Here is an 18102-nt window from a genome sequence, read left to right as displayed (position 1 = left end):
CGCGGCTGGTATACGGTTTCCCACGTGAGCAGCACATTGAGTCATGCCCTCATCGTGGGCGTTCCGCTGGCCCTCACGTTCGTGCTGATCGTGCTGATCTGGGGCGTCGGCAGGAACCGCAAGGGTCCGCACCCGGAAACCTACAAGCTGTCCGAGCCGTGGACGCACGGGCCGATCCTGTGGGCCTCCGACGAGCCGACCGCGCACGCCCACAACACCGGCCGGAGTCTGGTCGCCGACACCGCTGTGCACAGCGACGACGCCGGCGAGCAGAGTTCGCACGCGACGATCGGAGGCGGCGCAAGTGGCAAGTGGTGAGATCACGACCGTCGACCCGGCCAATCTGCCCCTCGGCTGGGCCGTCACCTCGAGCGGTCGGGTGTCCGGCGTCACCGAGCCCGGTGAGCTCTCGGTCCGCTACCCGTTCCCGGTGAAGGACCTCGTCTTCCTCGACGACGCGCTCAAGTACGGCTCGCGCGCGGCCAAGGCCCGTTTCGCGGTCTACATCGGCGACCTCGGTGCCGACACCGCGGCGACTGCGCGCGAGATCCTGGCCCAGGTGCCGACCCCCAACAACGCGGTGCTGTTGGCGGTGTCGCCGGACCAGCGCGCGATCGAGGTGGTCTACGGCGTCGACGTCAAGGGCCGCGGTATCGAGGAGGCCGCCCCGCTGGGCGTCTCGGCGGCTGCCGCGTCGTTCAAGGACGGCAACCTGATGGACGGCCTGATCAGTGCGGTGCGGGTGATGAGCGCGGGAGTCACCCCGGGCTGAGCGGTCGGGGTGCGTCGGCTGCCGCCAGCGCCCGGCGGATCTCGACGTAGCGCTGCAGGAACCGTCGCTCGTCGAGCCGTTTGCGGCGCAGCCATCCGGTGACCTCGTCGTTGCACTTGCTGGTGTTGCAGGACGCGCAGGCCGGTACGACGTTGTCGATGGTGTAGCGACCGCCGCGGCTGATCGCCATGACGCAGTCGCGCTGCAGCGGTCGATCGGTGGCACCGCAGTAGGCGCAGCCCTGCCAGGCCGCTTTGAGCGATTCCCACTGCGCCGCCGTCAGATCGTGGTCGACGGCGGCGAGCCGGCGTTGACGTCTGCGGGCAGCCCTGGCCCGGCGTGTTCTGCTGACCGCCACCGGCTCAGCTTGCCGTGCGGCGCGGCCCAATCCCTGCAAGCAGCGGCGTGTCGCGCTCATCCGAAAATTGCCGCGCAGGAAGGGGGCGATCCCCCTTTAGGCTCTATGTGTCCCGTGTGCGCAGGAGGTGTCGTGGGTGGGTGTGCTCGAAGGTTTCGACGCGACATGGTCGAACGCGCGGTCGACGTTCGGGCAGGGCGCGCCGCAGGGCGGTGATCAGTTCGACGACAGCGGACCCCTGCGGGAACTGCAGGACACCGTGAAGTCGGCCAAACCCGACAATGCGTGGACCGGACCCGCAGCCGACGCCTACGGTCCGCTCAACGAGAGACAGGCCCGCGTGCTCGGGCAGATGGCCGAGCTCGACCAGAAGCTGCGCGCCGAAGTCGACCGGTCCGCGCAGAACGTCGCCGCGGGCCGGCAGAATCTGGACGCGGTGCGGCAGTGGGTCAAGGACGCCGCGGCGGCTGTTCCGCCCGGCCAGCACCGCGACCGCATGCTGTACCCGATCGTGAGCCGGGGGGCCGCCGATATCGCGGACATCCTGCAGCGCACCAACGGCGACTCCAATGCGATCGCCCAGCGCATGAGCCGTCTGGTCGGTGAGTACCAGGCGCTGGCCGGCGACGTGAAGAAGGCGGGCGGCCCCGACGGCCAGGACCCCGACCCGACCGCAGGCGCCAAGGAAGACGAAGAGCTCAAGAAGCGGGCGCAGGCGGACGTCAAGGCCGCGCTCGACGGGGACAAGGGCGCGATCAGCCGGGTGCAGGCGGTCCTGAACACAGTCAACAAGGGCCAACTGGGTGGGCAGCCGAAGCTCAACCCCGAACAGGCGGCCTACCTGAGCCAGATGCAGGCCCAGCAGAAGCTGCGAAGCGTCGAGCAGTTGACCGAGGCGGCCAACAAGGGCGCCAAGGGCATCATGGCCGACTCCTGGCAGTTGATGAGCAACCCCAAGCTGGAGTTCCCGAAGACCGAGTCCGTCGACGGTGCGCTGCAGTCCGACGAAGTGATCAAGGGCGGGTTCGACCGGCTGCCCGACAGCGTGCAGTCGACGATCCAGTCGCCCGGTATCGAGCGGACCGGCGAACTGCAGCAGATCGCCGACATCGTCAACGGCGGTAACGAGCACTTCCAGACGGACACCGACCTCGACCGCGGCCTGATGCACAAGGTCGCGGACATGATGGAGTCCCCGGAGTGGCGTTCCGACGACCCGCCGATCGACGTGCCCGGGCAGTGGCCCTGGGAGGACGCGCCGCGGCCGCCGCACGCCGAGCTCGAGCGGGTGGCGATGTCGGTGTTCAACGCCGTCGACGGCGACCACCAGGTGCTACACGATGCACTGACCGGAAACGTCGAGCCCGGCAACGAGTTCCGGGAACAGTTCAAGGTCAACAGCCAGAACCTGATGTACAACATCACCCACGAGGCCTGGGACGACGGTGGGGCCGCAGCCGGCGCGCTGTTCGACTGGACCAACGTGGCGCCGGATTCGCCGGAAGCCAAGATCGCCGCGGAGACGGCCAACGCGTACGCCACCTACATCGGCGACCACCGCCCGGATCTTCTGAGCATCGACAGCGACACCGGGGTCGGCGTGTACGGCACCCACACGCTGGGGGACATCAATCCCGCACTGGTGCAGGCGATGTCACACGGTCTGGTGCCCTATGTCGACGAGATGGGCGGAATGGGCGACTCACCGTTCTTCGGTGAGATCGACAGCCCCACCGAGCGGGACAGCGGCCTGATGCCGACGGCGAAAGGCGTGTTCGCGGTGCTGAACTCCGACGAGCTGGCGGCGACGACGATCAACTCCGCGGCGTACCAGGAGGCGCTCAAACACGAAACGGCTTTCGCGATGAATCCGGGTGACCCGGATGCGGGCAGCCACCTGCACGCGGCCGCCACGATGCGCGGGCTCGTCGACGTGGGCGCCCACGAGATGTTCCAGGCCAAGGACGCGAACGGGTACACCATGGACAAGACCGAATACGAGTGGAAGAAGATGGGATACGACGCGGGCGTCAACACACTCAAGACCGCCGGCAGTGTTCTGGTACCGGGGGTCGGGCCCGTCTCCGGCATCATGATCGACAAGATCGCCGCCGGGATGGCGGGCCAGATCATCGGTGAAAGCCCATCGCCGCCGGTGACCCACGGGCTGCCCGACATGACGACGACCCGATCGGCCGAATATGTGCTCAACGCCATGCTCGCCGCCGGGCAACCGGTGAACCTGCCGCCGGGATTCATCACCTACGACGACCCGGCCTATCCCGACGGCAAGGTGGTCCATCCCCCCAACGTCGCCGACCGGATCTATTACGAAGCGCTCAAAGATGAAGTGGGCAACCACATCGCCCCGGTGACCGACGGGATCGGCCCGCTCGAGGACTACACGAACCGCTACAACAACGTGACCCAGGATCCCGACATGCCGCCTCCGCCGAACCAGGGCGGGTGACCGTGATGCGGATGCGGGCCGTGCTGACCTCGTGCCTGGTCGGGTTGGGATTGTTGACCGGCTGCACCACCGAAGAAGCGGCGCCACCACCGGCGGAGCCGGTCGACTCACTGCCGGCCGGCTGGCCCGACACGCTCGCCGATTTCTCCGTGACATGGACGGCCGAACCGGGAATCGAGCTGACCGGCGGCGTCGCGGTGCCCGTGCGGGCCTATCTGGAGTCGTACTACCTGGCCTACCTGACCGACGACGACAAATATCTGTACCCCGGATTCCGGCGCGCGGTCGCCGAGAACGACGCCGGTTCCGCGGAGGCGAAGGCGCTGTGGCCGGACCCGCCGGCGCCGACGGTCTGGGTGGGCACCGCGCGGCACCATCTTCTGCGGGTGGAGGGCTCCGGCCCCGACCTCAGCGTGATCGGCTGTCTCTACTCCTACGGTGTGGGGCACCTCGGTGAGGAAGGCGGCGTCCGGCCGAACACCGGAGCGGGATTCGGCCCGGACGCGGGGATCTCGGCGTTCCGGATCGGGCTGCGGGCGCCGGACGGCGAACCGGGCGACCTGCCGCCGCAGCAGGGGCCGGCGCGCGCTCCCGCACTCGACGTCTTCGACGGATGGCAGGTGACCGCACACCAGGGCGGCTACCTGCTCGAGGCGAACTGGCCCGACGCCACCGGCGTCAAAGCCGAATGCGCGGCCCGAGACGACTCCCCGCCGCAGGACCGCACCTTCCCGCCGGGCGAGCAGTATCCGCAGTCCCGGTTCCCCACGCTTCCGGCGGCCCCGGGCTGGCCCGACGCGGCGCCGGCGCCCTAGCCGGCGTCGAAAGCCCTGGCTTTGAGGGCCCGCTCGACACCGGCGCGGCCCTCGAGTACCAGACGGCGCAGCGGCGGCGGCACGTCACCGTCGGCCAGGAACGCGTCGGCGGCGGCCAGCCCGGACTCGCTGATGTCCCACGCCGGGTACAGCCCGATCACCACGGTCTGGGCGACCTCGCTGGACCGGCGCTGCCACACCCCGGAGATCGACGCGAAGTACTTGGCGCGGAACGGTTTCAGCAGCTCCTGCTGACCGGGCTGGACGAACCCGCCGATGATCGAGCGCGCGGTGATGTTGGCCAGCGTGTCGTCCTCGATGACCTGCTCCCACGCCGCTTCCTTGACCGCCGCCTGCGGACGCGCCGCCGCCGCGGCCGCGGCCGCTCGCCGGCCCGCAGCCGTCGGGTCGTTGTCCGCCTCGGCGTCGATCCGCGGGGTCTCGGGACCGTCGGCGTCGATCACCCCGGCCCGCGCCAGCGCCGTCACGACACGCCAGCGCAGGTCGGTGTCGACCACCAACCCCTGCAGGTTCACCGCGGCGGGCTCGTTGTCGAGCAACGTGGTGAGCACCGCGATGTGGTTCGGCGACAGCACCGAGGTGCACAGCGCGTTGACGTAGGCCAACTGGTGATCCGAGCCGGGCGCCGACTCGCACGCCAGGTCCAGCAGGGCGTCGCCGAACGCGGGCCAACCATTGCTGGACGCCCACTCCGGATCGGCGTAGGAATTCAGCGCGGTCTGCGCCTGCAGCAGAAGTCGTTGCAGCACACCGACTTCGGTTTCGGCGTGCAGGCCGCTGATCACCAGCGCGACGAAGTCGCGGGCCTTGAGCTCGGCGTCGCGGGTCATCTCCCACGCCGCCGACCAGGCCAGTGTGCGGGGGAGCGGTTCGCTGATGTCGCCGATCCGCGACAGCAACGTCTGCAGCGATCCCGGATCCAGCCGCAACGAACAGTAGGTGAGGTCGTCGTCGTTGACCAGGATCAGCTTGCCACGCGAAACGCCTTGCAAGGCGGGGACATCGGTGCTGGGGCCTTCGACGTCGAGTTCCTCCCGGTGGACCCGCACCAGCCTGCCCGAGGTGTCCTCGTCGTAGATCCCGACCGCCAGCCGGTGCACCCGCGTCTCGCCGGCACCGGGCGCCGCGCCGCTCTGCTCGACGGCGAACCGGGTGAACCGGCCCTCGGCGTCGACGTCGAACGACGGCCGCAGGGTGTTCAAGCCGGTCGTCTTGAGCCACTGCCGGCCCCAGCCGGACAGGTCGCGGCCCGAGGCCTTCTCCAGTGCGCCCAGCAGATCACCGAAGGTGGCGTTGGCGAACGCGTGGTCGCGGAAGTAGTCGCGCAGGCCGGAGAGGAACTCCTCCTCGCCGACGTAGGCCACCAGCTGCTTGAGCACCGAAGCGCCCTTGGCGTAGGTGATCCCGTCGAAGTTCACCTCGACGGCGGCCAGGTCCGGGATGTCGGCGGCCACCGGGTGGGTTGACGGCAACTGGTCCTGCCGGTAGGCCCACGACTTCTCGACGTTCGCGAACGTCGTCCACGCCTCGGTGTACTCGGTGGCTTCGGCCTGACACAGCACCGAGGCGAAGGTCGCGAAGGACTCGTTGAGCCACAGGTCATCCCACCACTGCATGGTGACCAGGTCGCCGAACCACATGTGCGCCATCTCGTGCAGCACGGTCTCCGCGCGCCGCTCATAGGACGCCCGCGTCACCTTGCTGCGGAAGACGTAGTCCTCCAGGAACGTCACCGCGCCCGCGTTCTCCATCGCACCGGCGTTGAACTCGGGCACGAACAACTGGTCATACTTACCGAACGCGTACGGAATTCCGAAGTTGTTGTGGTAGAAGCCGAATCCCTGTTTGGTCTCGGTGAACAGCCGCTCGGCGTCCATGTACTCGGCCAGCGACCTGCGGCAGAACAACCCGAGCGGGATGTCGCCGTGGTCGTCGGTGTAGACGTCGTCCCAGCGGGCGTACGGGCCGGCGATCAGCGCCACCAGGTAGGTGCTCATCCGCGGCGTCACCGCGAAGGTGTGCCGCTTGGCCGCTCCGGCGTCCTCGACGCCGGCGGTGGCGCCATTGGAGACCACCTCCCAGTGCGACGGCGCCGTCACCGTGACGTCGAACGTGGCCTTCAGGTCGGGCTGATCGAAACACGCGAACATCCGTTTGGCGTCGGCGGTCTCGAACTGTGAATACAGGTAGACCTCGTTGTCGACCGGATCGACGAACCGGTGCAGGCCCTCACCGGTGTTCGAGTAGCGGCAGTCCGCGTCGACGACCACGACGTTGCGCTCGGCGAGGCCGCGCAGCGTGATTCCGGTGGACTCGTCGTAGGCGGACACATCGATCTCGCGCCCGTTGAGGGTGGCGCTGCGGATCGTGTCGGCGGCGATGTCGAGGTAGGTGTCGGCCCCGGGCAGCGCGTCGAATTTTACGGTCGTCGTGGACCGGAACGTGCCCTCACCGGGCTGGCCCGCCTCGTCGGTGAGGTCGAGGACGATGCGGTAGCTGTCGACGGTGACCAGGGCGGCGCGCTCGGCGGCCTGGTCGCGGGTCAGGTTGGGAAGTGCCACCCGACCAACCTATAGGTCCGGCGGGCTACAGGCCCGGGATGACCCTCGCGGCGGGAAGCCAGTCCAGCAGGGTGCCGTTGCCGACCGAGGACACCATCTGCGGGCAGTACATCGAGATCGCGATCCCGGTGAAGAACGCCGCCATGTCCGGCGGAATACCGTTGTCGGTCACCCGCGAGTAGACCTTCGCGAGGTTCTTGCCGGGTTCGACGAGCATCGGGCAGACCGATTCGCCGAGGCGGACCATGTCCACCGGATTCTTGAATCTCACCCCGGCGTTGGTCAGGGCGGCCAGGAACGAGTCGTCGATCGGATCGGCCTGGGCAGGGGCGGCGGGGGCGAGCATCGCGAGACCGGCGGCGCACACGGCGGCGCCCAGGAAGCGATTAACAGGTGTATTCACTTCGGTAACGATTCTTCACTCCGGTCACATCCAGAACACGGTTCGATCACTGTTCGCACATTTAGGCGTTTCTCATTCGACGCGACTCCCCGACCGGCGCTAAAGACCGGCCTTCGAAAAAATTGCGGGGGGAAATTCACGCCCCAGAATTGCGGCGCGATTATGGGGAAACCCCTGATTCCTCGCGGTCGATTTCTCCCTACCGTCATAGGCAGTTCGCTTAATGGGACGGAGACCTATGGACCGCGCGCCGAGGTATGCGCGACGCGTCAGCCGCATCGGTGCGCTGGCGGTCGTCCTCGGCCTGAGCGCGGCCACGGTCAATTCCCTGCACCCGGCGGCGGCCGACCCCACACCGGGGCCCGCGCCGTCGTCTCCTGACGTTCCCGGCGTCGAGTCGCCCCAGGAGCCCTCCTCGCCGGCCGGTTCCGCCGCCACCGAGTCCGACCCGGATGGACCCGAGTTCGGCCCCGCCGAAGCACCCGACACCGGCGGCGACCAGGTGACCGTGTCCGTCGGCGATTCACCCCCGGTCACCTACGGATCGTCCGGCGGGGCGATCACGTCGGGCACCGCCAAGGACACCGCGCCGACGACGGAGGCGGCCCCCTCGGCGGTGACGCCGAGCGCCATCGCACCCCCGGCTCCGGTGGCGGCGTCCGTCGAGGCCGCGCCGAAACCCACGGCGGTGACCAGGTCGCTCGGCGCCCGTCTGGACAAGGCGCCGCAATCCACCGGTGACCCCGACGGCAGCGACTTCGTCTTCGACCACGCGGAGTCGGCGCCGACGGTCGACGCGTCGGCGACCAGTCCGCTCAGCCTCGAGGACATGGGGACCGATCGGGGCCGGTTCACCGTGATCCTCACGCCGCGGTACAGCGACGTCGCACCCACGGTGGTGCTCAGGCCGTCGCCCGGTGTGCCGCCCGACGCGGACGTGTTCGCGGTGCCCACCGCGCCGGCCGCGGTCGGGATCAGGGCGCTGCCCGGCGCGCTGATCAACGCCGCCTCCGGAGTGCTGACCGCCGCGCTGAGCCCGTTCGTGGTGCCGAGCCCCGACCTCCCGGTCGACTCGCCGGTCCTGTGGGCGCTGCTGGCGTGGGTGCGACGCCACTTCGCCGACCAGGCGATCCCGGTCACCTACACCGCGCCCGACGCCGACCCGCGTCTCGGGCGGGTCAAGCTCACACTCGACGAAGCACCGCTGAGCGCGAGCGGCACCTCGACCGCGGCCGGGGCGACCCGCACGTTCCTCGAGGATCTGGTGGCGCTGTTCACCCGGCTGGTCCAGGGCGGGCTGCTGATCGATCCCGACCGGCCCTACACGCTCGACGGCGTCGACCGCCGCTCCGGAGCGGTGACCGGCTCGGTCAACGTGGCGGCACCGGGCGGCGAGCCGCCGCTGTACGCGATGTCCGCCGCGCCGACGTCGGGGGCGGCCTCGGTCGACCCACTGACCGGGAACTGGACCTTCACGCCGACACCGGCGTCGCGGGTGCAGGCCTTCGCGATCTCCGGCGCCGCCGAGGTCACCTTCGCGGTCATCGCGAGCCTCGGCTGGGCGGCGGCGGGCCCGATCGTCGTGCCGGCTCCCGTGCACGGCGCCGAAACCGCCGCCTACCCGGCGCTCAACGGGGTGCCGGTGCGCGGAGTTCGGTTGGCATCCAACGACATCGGCTTCCAGGTGCTGGTCCGGCCCGACCCGGTCGCGGCGACGTATGAGACCGCGGTCGCGATCATCGACCCCGCCAGTCCGACGGCCACGGTCACGGCGCCGGTCGCCGGGGCGCTCAGCCGGTTCGTGTTCGCTCCCGACCACACCGCCTACAGCACCACGGTCGTCGCACACGCGGGCCAGGATGTGTACGCGATGACGATCATCAGACCGTCGGGGGAGAGCGCCACGATGCCGATCGTCGGCGTGCCGGTGGGCGATGTGGTGTTCGGCCCGGACGGGCGCGCCTACCAGACGTCCTACCGGCACGACGCGGCCACCGACACCTACGTCACCACGGTCACAGTCGTGGACGCCGACGCACGCCGCGTCGAGGTGCCGGTCGACGGGCACCCCGCCGGGTTCGGCTTCGGCGCCGACGGCGCGGTGTACCAGGTGACCGAACTGCGGCCGTTCGGCCCCGACGACGCCGACAACAAGACGACGGTCGCGGTGATCGACCCGGCCGCCGGCTCGGCGACGGTCGTCGCGCAGATACCCGGCGCCGCGCTGGAATTCGCCCCGGCACCCGACGGCGCCGTCGTGCAGACCACCAGAACCGCCGGGGTGCACGGCTACGCCTACACGCTGACCCGGATCGTAAACCACGCTGAGCCACAAGCGATTCCGCTGTCGGGTGCGGTGGTCGGCGCGATCGGTTTCACGCCGACCGGTGCTGCCGCGCTGACCGTGCGAACCGCCGCTCCGCATGAGACCCCCGGTGAGGTCGTCGTCGTGGACCCGGCGGGACACGTCACCCAGATCGCCCTTCCCGCGCGGCCCCGCGGCGGGATCGAGGTCGGCGTCGACGGCACCGCGCGCCAGGGTGTGCGCGGCGGCGACGTGGTGCTGATCGACGTCGACGCCGCGGCGGTCATCGACGTCGTGGCCGCGCACACCGCCTCCGTCGTCGGACCCGACGGCACCGTCTACACCCACCACAGCGGCTCGGCGCGCAGCGTCGTCGAACTGCTGCGCTCCGACGGCACCGCCGCGGCGATCGATGCCGACGGTGCGCTGTTCACCGGCGCCGACACCAGCACCGCCTACTCGGTGATGCAGGGTGTGCAGTTCGCGCCCGACGGCACGCCGTACCTGTTCGCCGGTATCCGCGAGGCCACGGGATTCAATCCCTTCTTCGGCGACTACGACAGCCTCTGCGTGGCCGTCATCGACGCGGCCGCGGGCACCGCGACGCACCTGCCTGTCGCCGGGGGCGACAACGGGTTCCTGAAGTTCCTGTCCGACAACACCTTCGCGTACTTCGCCCCGACGGTGGACGCGGCGGCGGGGGTGCAGACCGCGGTGACGTTCGTCGATCTGGCCGCGGCGAACGCGGCCACCGTGCGCATCGACGGCTACTTCACCGACTACGTCGTCGGCGCGGACGGCACCTCCTACATCGTCACCAACACCGATTTCGACGCGGTCGGCGGAACGACGGGGCGCGCCTACGCGATGACCGTGGCGTCCGCCGACGGCGCCATGTGGACCACCACCCCGATCGAGGGGACGCCGTACGAGACCATGGTGACCGGCCCCGACGGGGCGGTGTACCAGGTCGTGGAGAGCGCCGACGGCGTCTCCGCGGGCGTGATCGTCTCGCACCCGGGCAGCCTCACGTTCATGCGGGTCGACCTGGACGGCTACCCGCAGAGCCCGGTGGTGTTCGACTCGGCGGGCACCGGCTACGTCACCACCGGCACCGTCGACCCGACCGAAGGCGACCTGCGCACCGTTGTCACGGTGGTCGCGGTGCCGGCCGGCGGCGCCGTCGCACCGGAGCCGGTCGCCACCTGAGTCTGAGGCCGCGGGAACAGCCGAGCGCCAGATCCGGTTGGAACAATGGACGTCTGTCCACCCGCGCCCGGAAGGATCCGCAATGCCCGAGAAGTCTGAATCTGATGTCGCCGGCGGCCCGGCTTCGGTCGCCGGTTTCTGGTTCGACCCGCTCTGCCCCTGGTGCTGGATCACCTCCCGCTGGATCCTCGAGGTGCAGAAGGTCCGCGACATCGAGGTCAACTTCCGGGTGATGAGCCTGGCGGTGCTCAACGAGGGCCGCGAGCTGCCCGAGGAGTACCGGGAGGCGATGAAGAAGGCGTGGGGCCCCGTGCGCGTGGCGATCGCCGCCGAACAGGCCAAGGGCCGCGAGGTCCTCGAACCGCTCTACACCGCCATGGGCACCCGCATCCACAACCAGGGCATCGAAGACTTCGACCAGGTGATCAAGGAGTCGCTGGCCGAGGTGGGTCTTCCCGCCGAACTCGCCGAAGCAGCGGGCACCGACAAGTACGACGACGCGCTGCGCGCCAGCCACCACGAGGGTATGGACGCCGTCGGTGAGGACGTCGGCACCCCGACAATCCACGTCAACGGGGTCGCGTTCTTCGGCCCGGTGCTGTCGAAGATCCCGCGCGGCGAAGAGGCCGGCAAGCTGTGGGACGCGTCGGTGACGTTCGCGTCGTACCCGCACTTCTGGGAACTCAAGCGCAGCCGCACCGAGTCGCCACAGTTCGACTGACTCAAGCCGACGGGGGCGCGCGGCGGCGTCTGCCACAATGACCGCCATGCGCGTCTACCTGGGAGCCGACCACGCCGGCTTCGACCTCAAACAGGCCCTCATCGAGCACCTGCGCGGTGCCGGCCACGAACCCGTCGACTGCGGGGCCTTCGTCAACGACCCCGACGACGACTACCCGGCGTTCTGCATCGCCGCGGCCGAGAAGACGGTCGCCGACCCGGGCAGCCTGGGCATCGTGCTGGGCGGTTCGGGCAACGGCGAGCAGATCGCGGCCAACAAGGTGCCGGGCGCGCGGTGCGCGCTGGCGTGGAGCGTGGAGACCGCGAAGCTGGCCCGCGAACACAACAACGCGCAGCTGATCGGAATCGGCGGGCGCATGCACAGCGTCGAGGAGGCGATCGCGATCGTCGACGCGTTCCTGGCCACCCCGTGGTCGCAGGCCGACCGGCACCAGCGCCGCATCGACATCCTCGCCGAGTACGAACGCACCCACGTCGCGCCCCCCGTACCTGGCGCCTAGCCATGCCCGAGGGCCATACGCTGCACCGGTTGGCGCGGCTGCACCAGCGGCGGTTCGCGCGCGCCCCGGTGATGGTGTCCAGCCCGCAGGGCCGCTTCGTCGACGGCGCCGCCGCGGTCAACGGCCGGGTGTTCAAGAAGGCCACCGCGTGGGGTAAGCACCTGTTCCACCACTACGAGGGTGGTCGCGTGGTGCACGTCCATCTCGGGCTCTACGGCACGTTCACCGAACTGCCGCTGCCGATGCCGCTGCCGGTCGGGCAGGTTCGGATGCGGATGATCGGCACCGAGTACGGCACCGATCTGCGCGGCCCGACGGTCTGCGAGGTGCTTGCCGAACCCGAGATCGGCGACGTGATCGGCAGGCTCGGCCCCGACCCGCTGCGGCGCGACGCCGACCCGTCGCTGGCGTGGGCACGAATCCGCAAGTCCCGCAGGCCGATCGGCGCCCTGCTGATGGATCAGTCGGTGATCGCCGGGGTCGGCAACGTCTACCGCAGCGAGCTGCTGTACCGCCACCACATCGACCCGCACCGGCCCGGAGTGCGTGTCGAGGAGGATGAGTTCGACGCGATGTGGACCGACCTCGTCGCGCTGATGGCAATCGGGTTGCGGCGCGGCAAGATCCACACGATCCGCCGCGAAGACGACCACGGCCCGCCGTCGTACGCGCCGGGCCGTCCCCGCACCTACGTGTACCGCCGCGCCGGTGAGCCCTGCCGGGTGTGCGGCACCGAGATCCGCACCGAGGTGATGGAGGGGCGCAACCTGTTCTGGTGTCCGGCCGAACAGACCTAGTCGACATGAACATTCCGCCGTCACCGGTGACAATCGGCGGATGGAACTGATTCTCGTCGTCGTGGGCGCGATCCTGGTCACGGCCGTCGCGCACCGGCGCGGCCTCGAACCCGCGCTGATCATCGTCGTCATCGGCGGCCTGGTGTCGTTCCTGCCGGATTTCGAACCGCCGGAACTGGACTCGCACATCCTGCTCACGGTCGTGCTGCCGCCGCTGCTGTACTCGGCTGCGCTGAACTTCTCGTTCCCGACGTTCCTGCGCAACATCCGCCCGATCCTCGGCCTCGGCGTGGGTCTGGTGGTGGTGACCGCGTTCGCGGTGGCCGCGGTGTCGGCGTGGTTGGTGATCGTGCCGTTGACGTTCGCGACGGCGCTGGTGCTCGGCGCGATCGTCGCCCCGCCCGACGCGGTGACCGCGGTGGCGGTCGGGCGCAAACTGGGGCTGCCCAAGCGGGTGATGGCGATCCTGACCGGCGAGAGCCTGATCAACGACGCGGCGGCGCTGACGCTGTTCTCGATCGCGGTGGTCCATGTCGCCGGTGGGCACACGTTCATCGAGAACCCGTTCCTGCTGTTCGGTTACAGCGCCCTGGTCGGGCCGATCGTCGGGGCCGCGCTCGGCTACAGCACGCTGTGGATCCGCCGGCGCCTGGCCAATCCCGGGTTGGAGACCGTGCAGGGTCTGGTGGTGCCGTTCGCGGCGTTCATCACCGCCGAGGAACTGCACGCCTCCGGGGTGTTGGCCGTGGTGGTGGCGGGTTTCGTGGTCGGCAACGGCACGCTCGGCGCCGGATACCAGACCCGGCTGCAGGAACGGTATGTGTGGAACTCGGTGGACGTGCTGCTCGAAGCGTTCGTATTCGCCTACATCGGGCTGCATCTGCGTTTCGTGCTCGAGGATCTGCGCGAGGCGCACGAGTCGCTCGGCGAGGTCGCGATCGCCTCTCTGGTGGTGTTGTTGATCGTGCTGGTGATCCGGCCGCTGTCGGTGTTCGCGATCTTCGGGCGCAACAAGTTGTCTGCGGCGGTGGAGAACAAGTTGAGCGTGCCGGTCCCCGAGAGCGGCCGCGGCGCGCTGGGCACCAAGCGGCGAAACAGGGCACCGGGCAAGTGGAGTTCGCGCATCGACCGGCGGTCGTTGTCGTGGCGGGAGAACGTGGTGGTGTCGTGGACGGGGATGCGGGGGGTGGTGACGCTGGCGGCGGCCGCCGCGATCCCGGCGACGACGGTCACCGGCGAGCCGTTCCCCGAACGCGCCACCATCCAGGCGATCGCGTTCGTGGTCAGCGTCGGCACCCTGCTGATCCAGGGCTGGACCCTGCCGGTTCTCATTCGGCGACTGCATCTTTCGCGGTTCTCCGACGACCACGCCGCCGACCGCGCCGAGGAGCTCAAGGCCGAGCGGGTGGTGCACGACGCGGCGGACCAGGTGCTCGCACAGTTCCGCGCCGACCCGCCGGAGAACCTCAACCCGCTGGTGGTCGCCGAGATCGAGGCGATCATCGCGCGGCACTCACACGACGCCGGCGAGATGCCCGATCCCGAGGCGCACACCAAGCGTTCGGAGGTGTTCTCGGCGCTGTACCGCGACGTGCTGGCCAGTCAGCGCGCCGCGTTGATCGCCGAACGCGACGCCGGCCGCATCGAGGACGAAGCGGTGCGCGCCATGCTCGAGCGACTCGACCTGCAGGAGGCGGGGGTGTCCGCGCGCCTGGAAAGCCGGCTCTGAGCCCGGCTCTAATCCTGGCGAGCAGACGCAAATTGCCCCCAAAACCCGTGAAAATAGGGCACTTTGCGTCTGCTCGCGGTGGAAAAGTGGGCGCTCAGAAGCCGCCGAAGTCGCCGAAGTCGCCGCCGCCCCAGTCGCTTCCGCCGCCGTCCCAGCCGCCGGCGTCGCCACCGAAGTCGCCGCCCTGGCCCTGGTCGAAGCCCTGGTCATAGCCTTGCGCGAAGCCCTGCTCGTAGCCGCTGCCGTGCATGCCGGAGAACAGCGCGTCGAACAGCAGCACCGAACCCAGGCCCCACGCGCCGGCGACCAGGGCGGGCTTCCACCACGGCTCGGAGTACCAGCCGGCCGGCACCGGGCGACCGGCCACCTGCCCGCCGGGGTAGTAGTTCGGGGTGCGCTCCGAGGGCGCAGGCGATGCCTCGATCTCGCGGCCCTCGAACTCGACCTTGCGGTCCTCGGTGACTGTGCCCGCCGAGCGTTGACCGGCCAGCGTCTCCAGTTCGGGACCGGGGTCCATGCCCATCGCGACGCGGGCGGCGCGCACGTAGTACAGCCCTTCCAGCGCGCTCTCCTTGGCCAGCAGCGCCTGCTTGGCGGTGTTGGCCTGCTCGATCTGCGACCCGGCGGCGGTGTAGCGCTCGGACGCGTCGGCCAGCGCCTGCTTGGAGGCCTCGTCGGTACCGCTGAGGTTGATCACCTGGCCGCCGAGGCGCTCGATGACCCGGCGGGCGTCGGCCTTGGCGTCCTCCAGCGAGGCCGCCTTGCGGCGGTCCGAGGCCCGCAGCGCCGCGTACATGACGACGCCGAGCGCGACGATGACCAAGACGACAAGGACGAGCAGGACGCCGTTCATGCGCACAGCCTACCGACAGAAAAAGCTCAGACCAGGGGACAGGCAGGGCGCCTATTACGCCCACAGCGGACCGCGCGGAGGTGTCGCGGGTTCGGCGAAACCAGCCGTCGCGGCCGCGCCGCGCTCATACAGTGAGCCTGTTCGCGGCCGAACAGAAAGGCGTCTGATGTCCTATCGGATCGGGGGATTGGCGGTCGCTCTGGGCATCGGCTCGGCGGTCGTGTCCGGCTACGGCGTCGCATCGGCGGACCCCGTCGACGCGGGCACCGACACGGGCACGTCGACCGCAGCCGACGCCGACACGTCGAGCGACTCGTCGCCGGACACCTCGTCGGAGCCGAAATCCCGTGAGCCGGAGCCGAAGGACGACGAAACCGATTCGGCAGAGACCGAAAAAGCCACCGACACAGACGATTCGGACAAATCGGTGACCGACGAGGCCGAAGCGCCGAAGAAGAAGCGGCCCAACAAAACGCGCATCTCCGAACGTGACCCGTCGCCGCGCGCCACCGCGACCGTGAATGCCACCCGCGTCGAACGCGACGACCCGGAACCCGAAGCGGCGCTCGCCGACCCGCCCCGCGACCTCACGCAGGTGTCCACTCCACCCGCCCAGGACGCGCCCGTCGTGACGATCGCCGCCGTCGACCCGCAGCCCGAAGCGTCCGAGCAGCAGGCCCCGGACCCGGTGGAGAGTGCGACGGTCGCCGTGGCCCACGCGGTGAACACGCTGTTCGGCTCCACGGAAGGGGACACGCCCTCGCCGATGGAGTCGGCGGCGGCGTGGACGATGGCCGCCGCGGCGCGACGCGAACTGGCCGACCCCGCACCGGAATCCGACCAACCCGCGGCGCAGAACACCGCGCAGATCGAAGCCACGGCCGCACCGGTGATCGCGATCCCGCAGACGCCGCCGCTGGAGTTTCTGCAACACATCCCGGTGATCGGCCCGGTGTTCGTCACGCCGCTGGTCGCCGCGATCCACCAGATACCGGTCCTCGGGGACGCGCTGCACCCGTTCATCGGCTACCCGCTGCGGCCGGGCTCGCCCGCGCCGCGCGACGTCAAGGTCATCTCGGCCGACGGCACAGCGATCTACGTCCACTTCATGCCGGCGCGCGGGCTTGCGCCGGGCGAGACGGCGCCGACGGTCCTCAACGGGCCCGGCCTCGGGCTGCCCGGCGCGACCAACATCGACGGCACGGTCCTCGACGACATCCTGGTCGACACCTTCGGGATGATCAGCGTCGGGACGCTGCGCCATGCCGGCTACAACGTCGTCACCTGGGACCCGCGCGGTGAGTGGAACTCGGGGGGCCGACTCGAACTCAACGCCGCCGAGTTCGAGGGCCGCGACATGACCGCGATCATCAACTGGGTCGCCACCCAACCCGAGGTGCTGCTCGACGCGCCCGGTGATCCGCGGCTCGGGATGACCGGCGTGTCCTACGGCGGCGGCATTCAATTGGTCACCGCGGCCAACGACACCCGGGTCGACGCGATCGTGCCGACGATCGCCTACCACAGCTTCAACACCTCGCTGTACAAGGCGAAGGCGTTCAAGACCAGCTGGGCCACCCTGCTGACCGGTGTGCTGGCGCTGACGTTGGCCCGCACGAACCCGCGGATTCTGCCCGCGGCGATCTACGGCGGGCTGACCGGGATGATGCTGCCCGCCGACGAGGATCTGCTGACCTCACGCAACCCGGTGATCGGCGACATCACGGTGCCGACGCTGTTGATCCAGGGCACCGTCGACACCATCTTCTCCGCGCAGGAGACCGACGCCATCGCGCAGATCCTGATGGACAACGGGGTGCCGACCAAGGTGGTGTGGTTCTGCGGCGGGCACGGGGTGTGCGCGAACAACTTCTTCGACATGCGGGACGGGCAGGTGATCGAGCAGCGGACGCTGCAGTGGCTCGACCGCTACGTCAAGGGCGTCCCGGGCGCGCCGACGGGTCCGCAGTTCGAGTGGGTGGATCAGCGCGGGCAGTGGTTCTCCTCCGACGAGTACCCGGTCAGGAAGGGGACACCGATCGTGGCGACGCGCGGGGCGGCCACGCTGCCGCTGATCCCGTACGTCGGCGGTTCCGGGTTTCCGTTCGTGCCGTTCGCGCTGAAGGCGTTCAACGCGGTCAACGTCGCGCTGCCGAAGGCCACGGAGACGACGTACGTGGTGGGCGCGCCCGAAGTCACGCTGACCTATTCGGGCGTCGGGACCAGCCGCCACGTCTACGCGCAGCTGGTCGACAACACGACCGGGTTGGTGCTGGGCAGCCTGATCACCCCGATCCCGGTCACGCTCGACGGAAAGAGTCATTCGGTCACCGTGTCGTTGGAACCGGTGGCGCACACGCTGCGGCCGGGGGAGTCCATCACGCTGCAGCTGGTGTCGAGCGCGGGGACCTACGAGCGGATCCTGCCGTCGGTGGGTGTGCTCAACATCGAGGGGATCGAGGTTTCGGTGCCGACGGCCGACGCCGCGGTGGTGTCGGCGCCGGGGACGACGGTGCAGATCACGACCGCCGCCTGACACCGAAAACGAGGCGCCCGGCCGGGAAATCG

14 protein-coding genes are annotated in these 18102 nt (G+C 69.7%); 10 read left to right on the top strand and 4 right to left on the bottom strand.

All coding sequences use genetic code 11. The annotated features are described in order from the left end of the window. Positions 1 to 24: 24 nt before the first annotated feature. Together ctaJ and BHQ18_RS07785 are read left to right on the top strand one after the other, a co-directional pair. Positions 25 to 318 (top strand): aa3-type cytochrome oxidase subunit CtaJ, encoded by a 294-nt coding sequence (gene ctaJ, locus BHQ18_RS07790; RefSeq protein WP_372516631.1) that lies wholly within the window; start codon positions 25 to 27, stop codon positions 316 to 318. Next, on the top strand, positions 305 to 772 hold the full coding sequence (locus BHQ18_RS07785) for a DUF5130 domain-containing protein (RefSeq protein ID WP_069413001.1): 468 nt from the start codon (positions 305 to 307) through the stop codon (positions 770 to 772). Before ctaJ ends, BHQ18_RS07785 begins: the two co-directional genes overlap by 14 nt. Here BHQ18_RS07785 and BHQ18_RS07780 read toward each other — a convergent pair. Next, positions 759 to 1130 carry an HNH endonuclease gene (locus tag BHQ18_RS07780; protein WP_109789220.1) on the bottom strand — a complete coding sequence of 124 codons (372 nt, stop codon included), beginning with the start codon at positions 1128 to 1130 and terminating at the stop codon, positions 759 to 761. The two genes, BHQ18_RS07785 and BHQ18_RS07780, sit on opposite strands and share 14 nt — an antisense overlap. 136 nt (positions 1131 to 1266) lie before the next feature. On the opposite strand from BHQ18_RS07780, the gene BHQ18_RS30275 reads away from it, so the two are divergent. Both BHQ18_RS30275 and BHQ18_RS07770 read left to right on the top strand, forming a co-directional pair. Next, positions 1267 to 3600: a TPR repeat domain-containing protein gene (locus tag BHQ18_RS30275; protein ID WP_069412999.1), complete on the top strand. Its 2334-nt coding sequence runs from the start codon at positions 1267 to 1269 to the stop codon at positions 3598 to 3600. A 5-nt stretch (positions 3601 to 3605) separates the two neighbouring features. After that, positions 3606 to 4415, top strand: coding sequence for a hypothetical protein (locus tag BHQ18_RS07770; protein WP_069413052.1), 810 nt, complete (start codon positions 3606 to 3608; stop codon positions 4413 to 4415). Here the strand turns inward: BHQ18_RS07770 and pepN are convergent. Next, positions 4412 to 6997, bottom strand: coding sequence for an aminopeptidase N (gene pepN, locus BHQ18_RS07765; RefSeq protein ID WP_069412998.1), 2586 nt, complete (start codon positions 6995 to 6997; stop codon positions 4412 to 4414). The genes BHQ18_RS07770 and pepN overlap by 4 nt on opposite strands. A 25-nt stretch (positions 6998 to 7022) precedes the next feature. Beyond that, a complete protein-coding gene (locus BHQ18_RS07760; RefSeq protein WP_069413051.1) occupies positions 7023 to 7343 on the bottom strand; it encodes a DUF732 domain-containing protein in 321 nt (106 codons plus the stop codon). A gap of 295 nt (positions 7344 to 7638) precedes the next feature. Between BHQ18_RS07760 and BHQ18_RS30065 the strand changes: the two genes are divergently transcribed. The 5 genes from BHQ18_RS30065 to BHQ18_RS07735 all read left to right on the top strand — a co-directional run bounded on the left by BHQ18_RS30065 (position 7639) and on the right by BHQ18_RS07735 (position 14681). Further along, complete coding sequence (locus BHQ18_RS30065; RefSeq protein WP_069412997.1) at positions 7639 to 10914, top strand: hypothetical protein; 3276 nt, start codon at positions 7639 to 7641, stop codon at positions 10912 to 10914. 82 nt (positions 10915 to 10996) lie between these two features. After that, positions 10997 to 11635 carry a mycothiol-dependent nitroreductase Rv2466c family protein gene (locus BHQ18_RS07750; protein WP_069412996.1) on the top strand — a complete coding sequence of 213 codons (639 nt, stop codon included), beginning with the start codon at positions 10997 to 10999 and terminating at the stop codon, positions 11633 to 11635. Positions 11636 to 11681: 46 nt separating this feature from the next. Further along, the gene (locus tag BHQ18_RS07745) at positions 11682 to 12155 is read left to right on the top strand and encodes a ribose-5-phosphate isomerase (RefSeq protein WP_069413050.1); all 474 of its coding nucleotides are present in this window, start codon (positions 11682 to 11684) and stop codon (positions 12153 to 12155) included. 2 nt (positions 12156 to 12157) lie between these two features. Further along, positions 12158 to 12952 (top strand): Fpg/Nei family DNA glycosylase, encoded by a 795-nt coding sequence (locus tag BHQ18_RS07740; protein WP_069412995.1) that lies wholly within the window; start codon positions 12158 to 12160, stop codon positions 12950 to 12952. 40 nt (positions 12953 to 12992) lie between these two features. Further along, positions 12993 to 14681, top strand: coding sequence for a cation:proton antiporter (locus BHQ18_RS07735; protein ID WP_069412994.1), 1689 nt, complete (start codon positions 12993 to 12995; stop codon positions 14679 to 14681). Positions 14682 to 14775: 94 nt separating this feature from the next. On the opposite strand, the gene BHQ18_RS07730 is transcribed toward BHQ18_RS07735, so the two are convergent. Continuing rightward, positions 14776 to 15534 (bottom strand): hypothetical protein, encoded by a 759-nt coding sequence (locus BHQ18_RS07730; RefSeq protein ID WP_069412993.1) that lies wholly within the window; start codon positions 15532 to 15534, stop codon positions 14776 to 14778. Between the two features lie 166 nt (positions 15535 to 15700). On the opposite strand from BHQ18_RS07730, the gene BHQ18_RS07725 reads away from it, so the two are divergent. Then, positions 15701 to 18070, top strand: a complete 2370-nt coding sequence (locus tag BHQ18_RS07725; RefSeq protein WP_069412992.1) for a S15 peptidase family protein — start codon at positions 15701 to 15703, stop codon at positions 18068 to 18070. Positions 18071 to 18102: the final 32 nt, after the last annotated feature.

The organism is Mycolicibacterium flavescens (assembly GCF_001722335.1).
Taxonomy (GTDB): Bacteria; Actinomycetota; Actinomycetes; order Mycobacteriales; family Mycobacteriaceae; genus Mycobacterium; species Mycobacterium flavescens.
The sequence above is the reverse complement of the archived record's forward strand: the minus strand, read 5'-3'. Positions and strand labels throughout refer to the sequence as shown.

Coding starts and splice junctions, on each gene's coding strand:
- BHQ18_RS07770 (WP_069413052.1), top strand. CDS start 3,606: ATGCGGATGCGGGCCGTGCTGACCTCGTGCCTGGTCGGGTTGGGATTG.
- BHQ18_RS07760 (WP_069413051.1), bottom strand. CDS start 7,343: ATGCTCGCCCCCGCCGCCCCTGCCCAGGCCGATCCGATCGACGACTCG.
- BHQ18_RS30065 (WP_069412997.1), top strand. CDS start 7,639: ATGGACCGCGCGCCGAGGTATGCGCGACGCGTCAGCCGCATCGGTGCG.
- BHQ18_RS07750 (WP_069412996.1), top strand. CDS start 10,997: ATGCCCGAGAAGTCTGAATCTGATGTCGCCGGCGGCCCGGCTTCGGTC.
- BHQ18_RS07745 (WP_069413050.1), top strand. CDS start 11,682: ATGCGCGTCTACCTGGGAGCCGACCACGCCGGCTTCGACCTCAAACAG.
- BHQ18_RS07740 (WP_069412995.1), top strand. CDS start 12,158: ATGCCCGAGGGCCATACGCTGCACCGGTTGGCGCGGCTGCACCAGCGG.
- BHQ18_RS07735 (WP_069412994.1), top strand. CDS start 12,993: ATGGAACTGATTCTCGTCGTCGTGGGCGCGATCCTGGTCACGGCCGTC.
- BHQ18_RS07730 (WP_069412993.1), bottom strand. CDS start 15,534: ATGAACGGCGTCCTGCTCGTCCTTGTCGTCTTGGTCATCGTCGCGCTC.
- BHQ18_RS07725 (WP_069412992.1), top strand. CDS start 15,701: ATGTCCTATCGGATCGGGGGATTGGCGGTCGCTCTGGGCATCGGCTCG.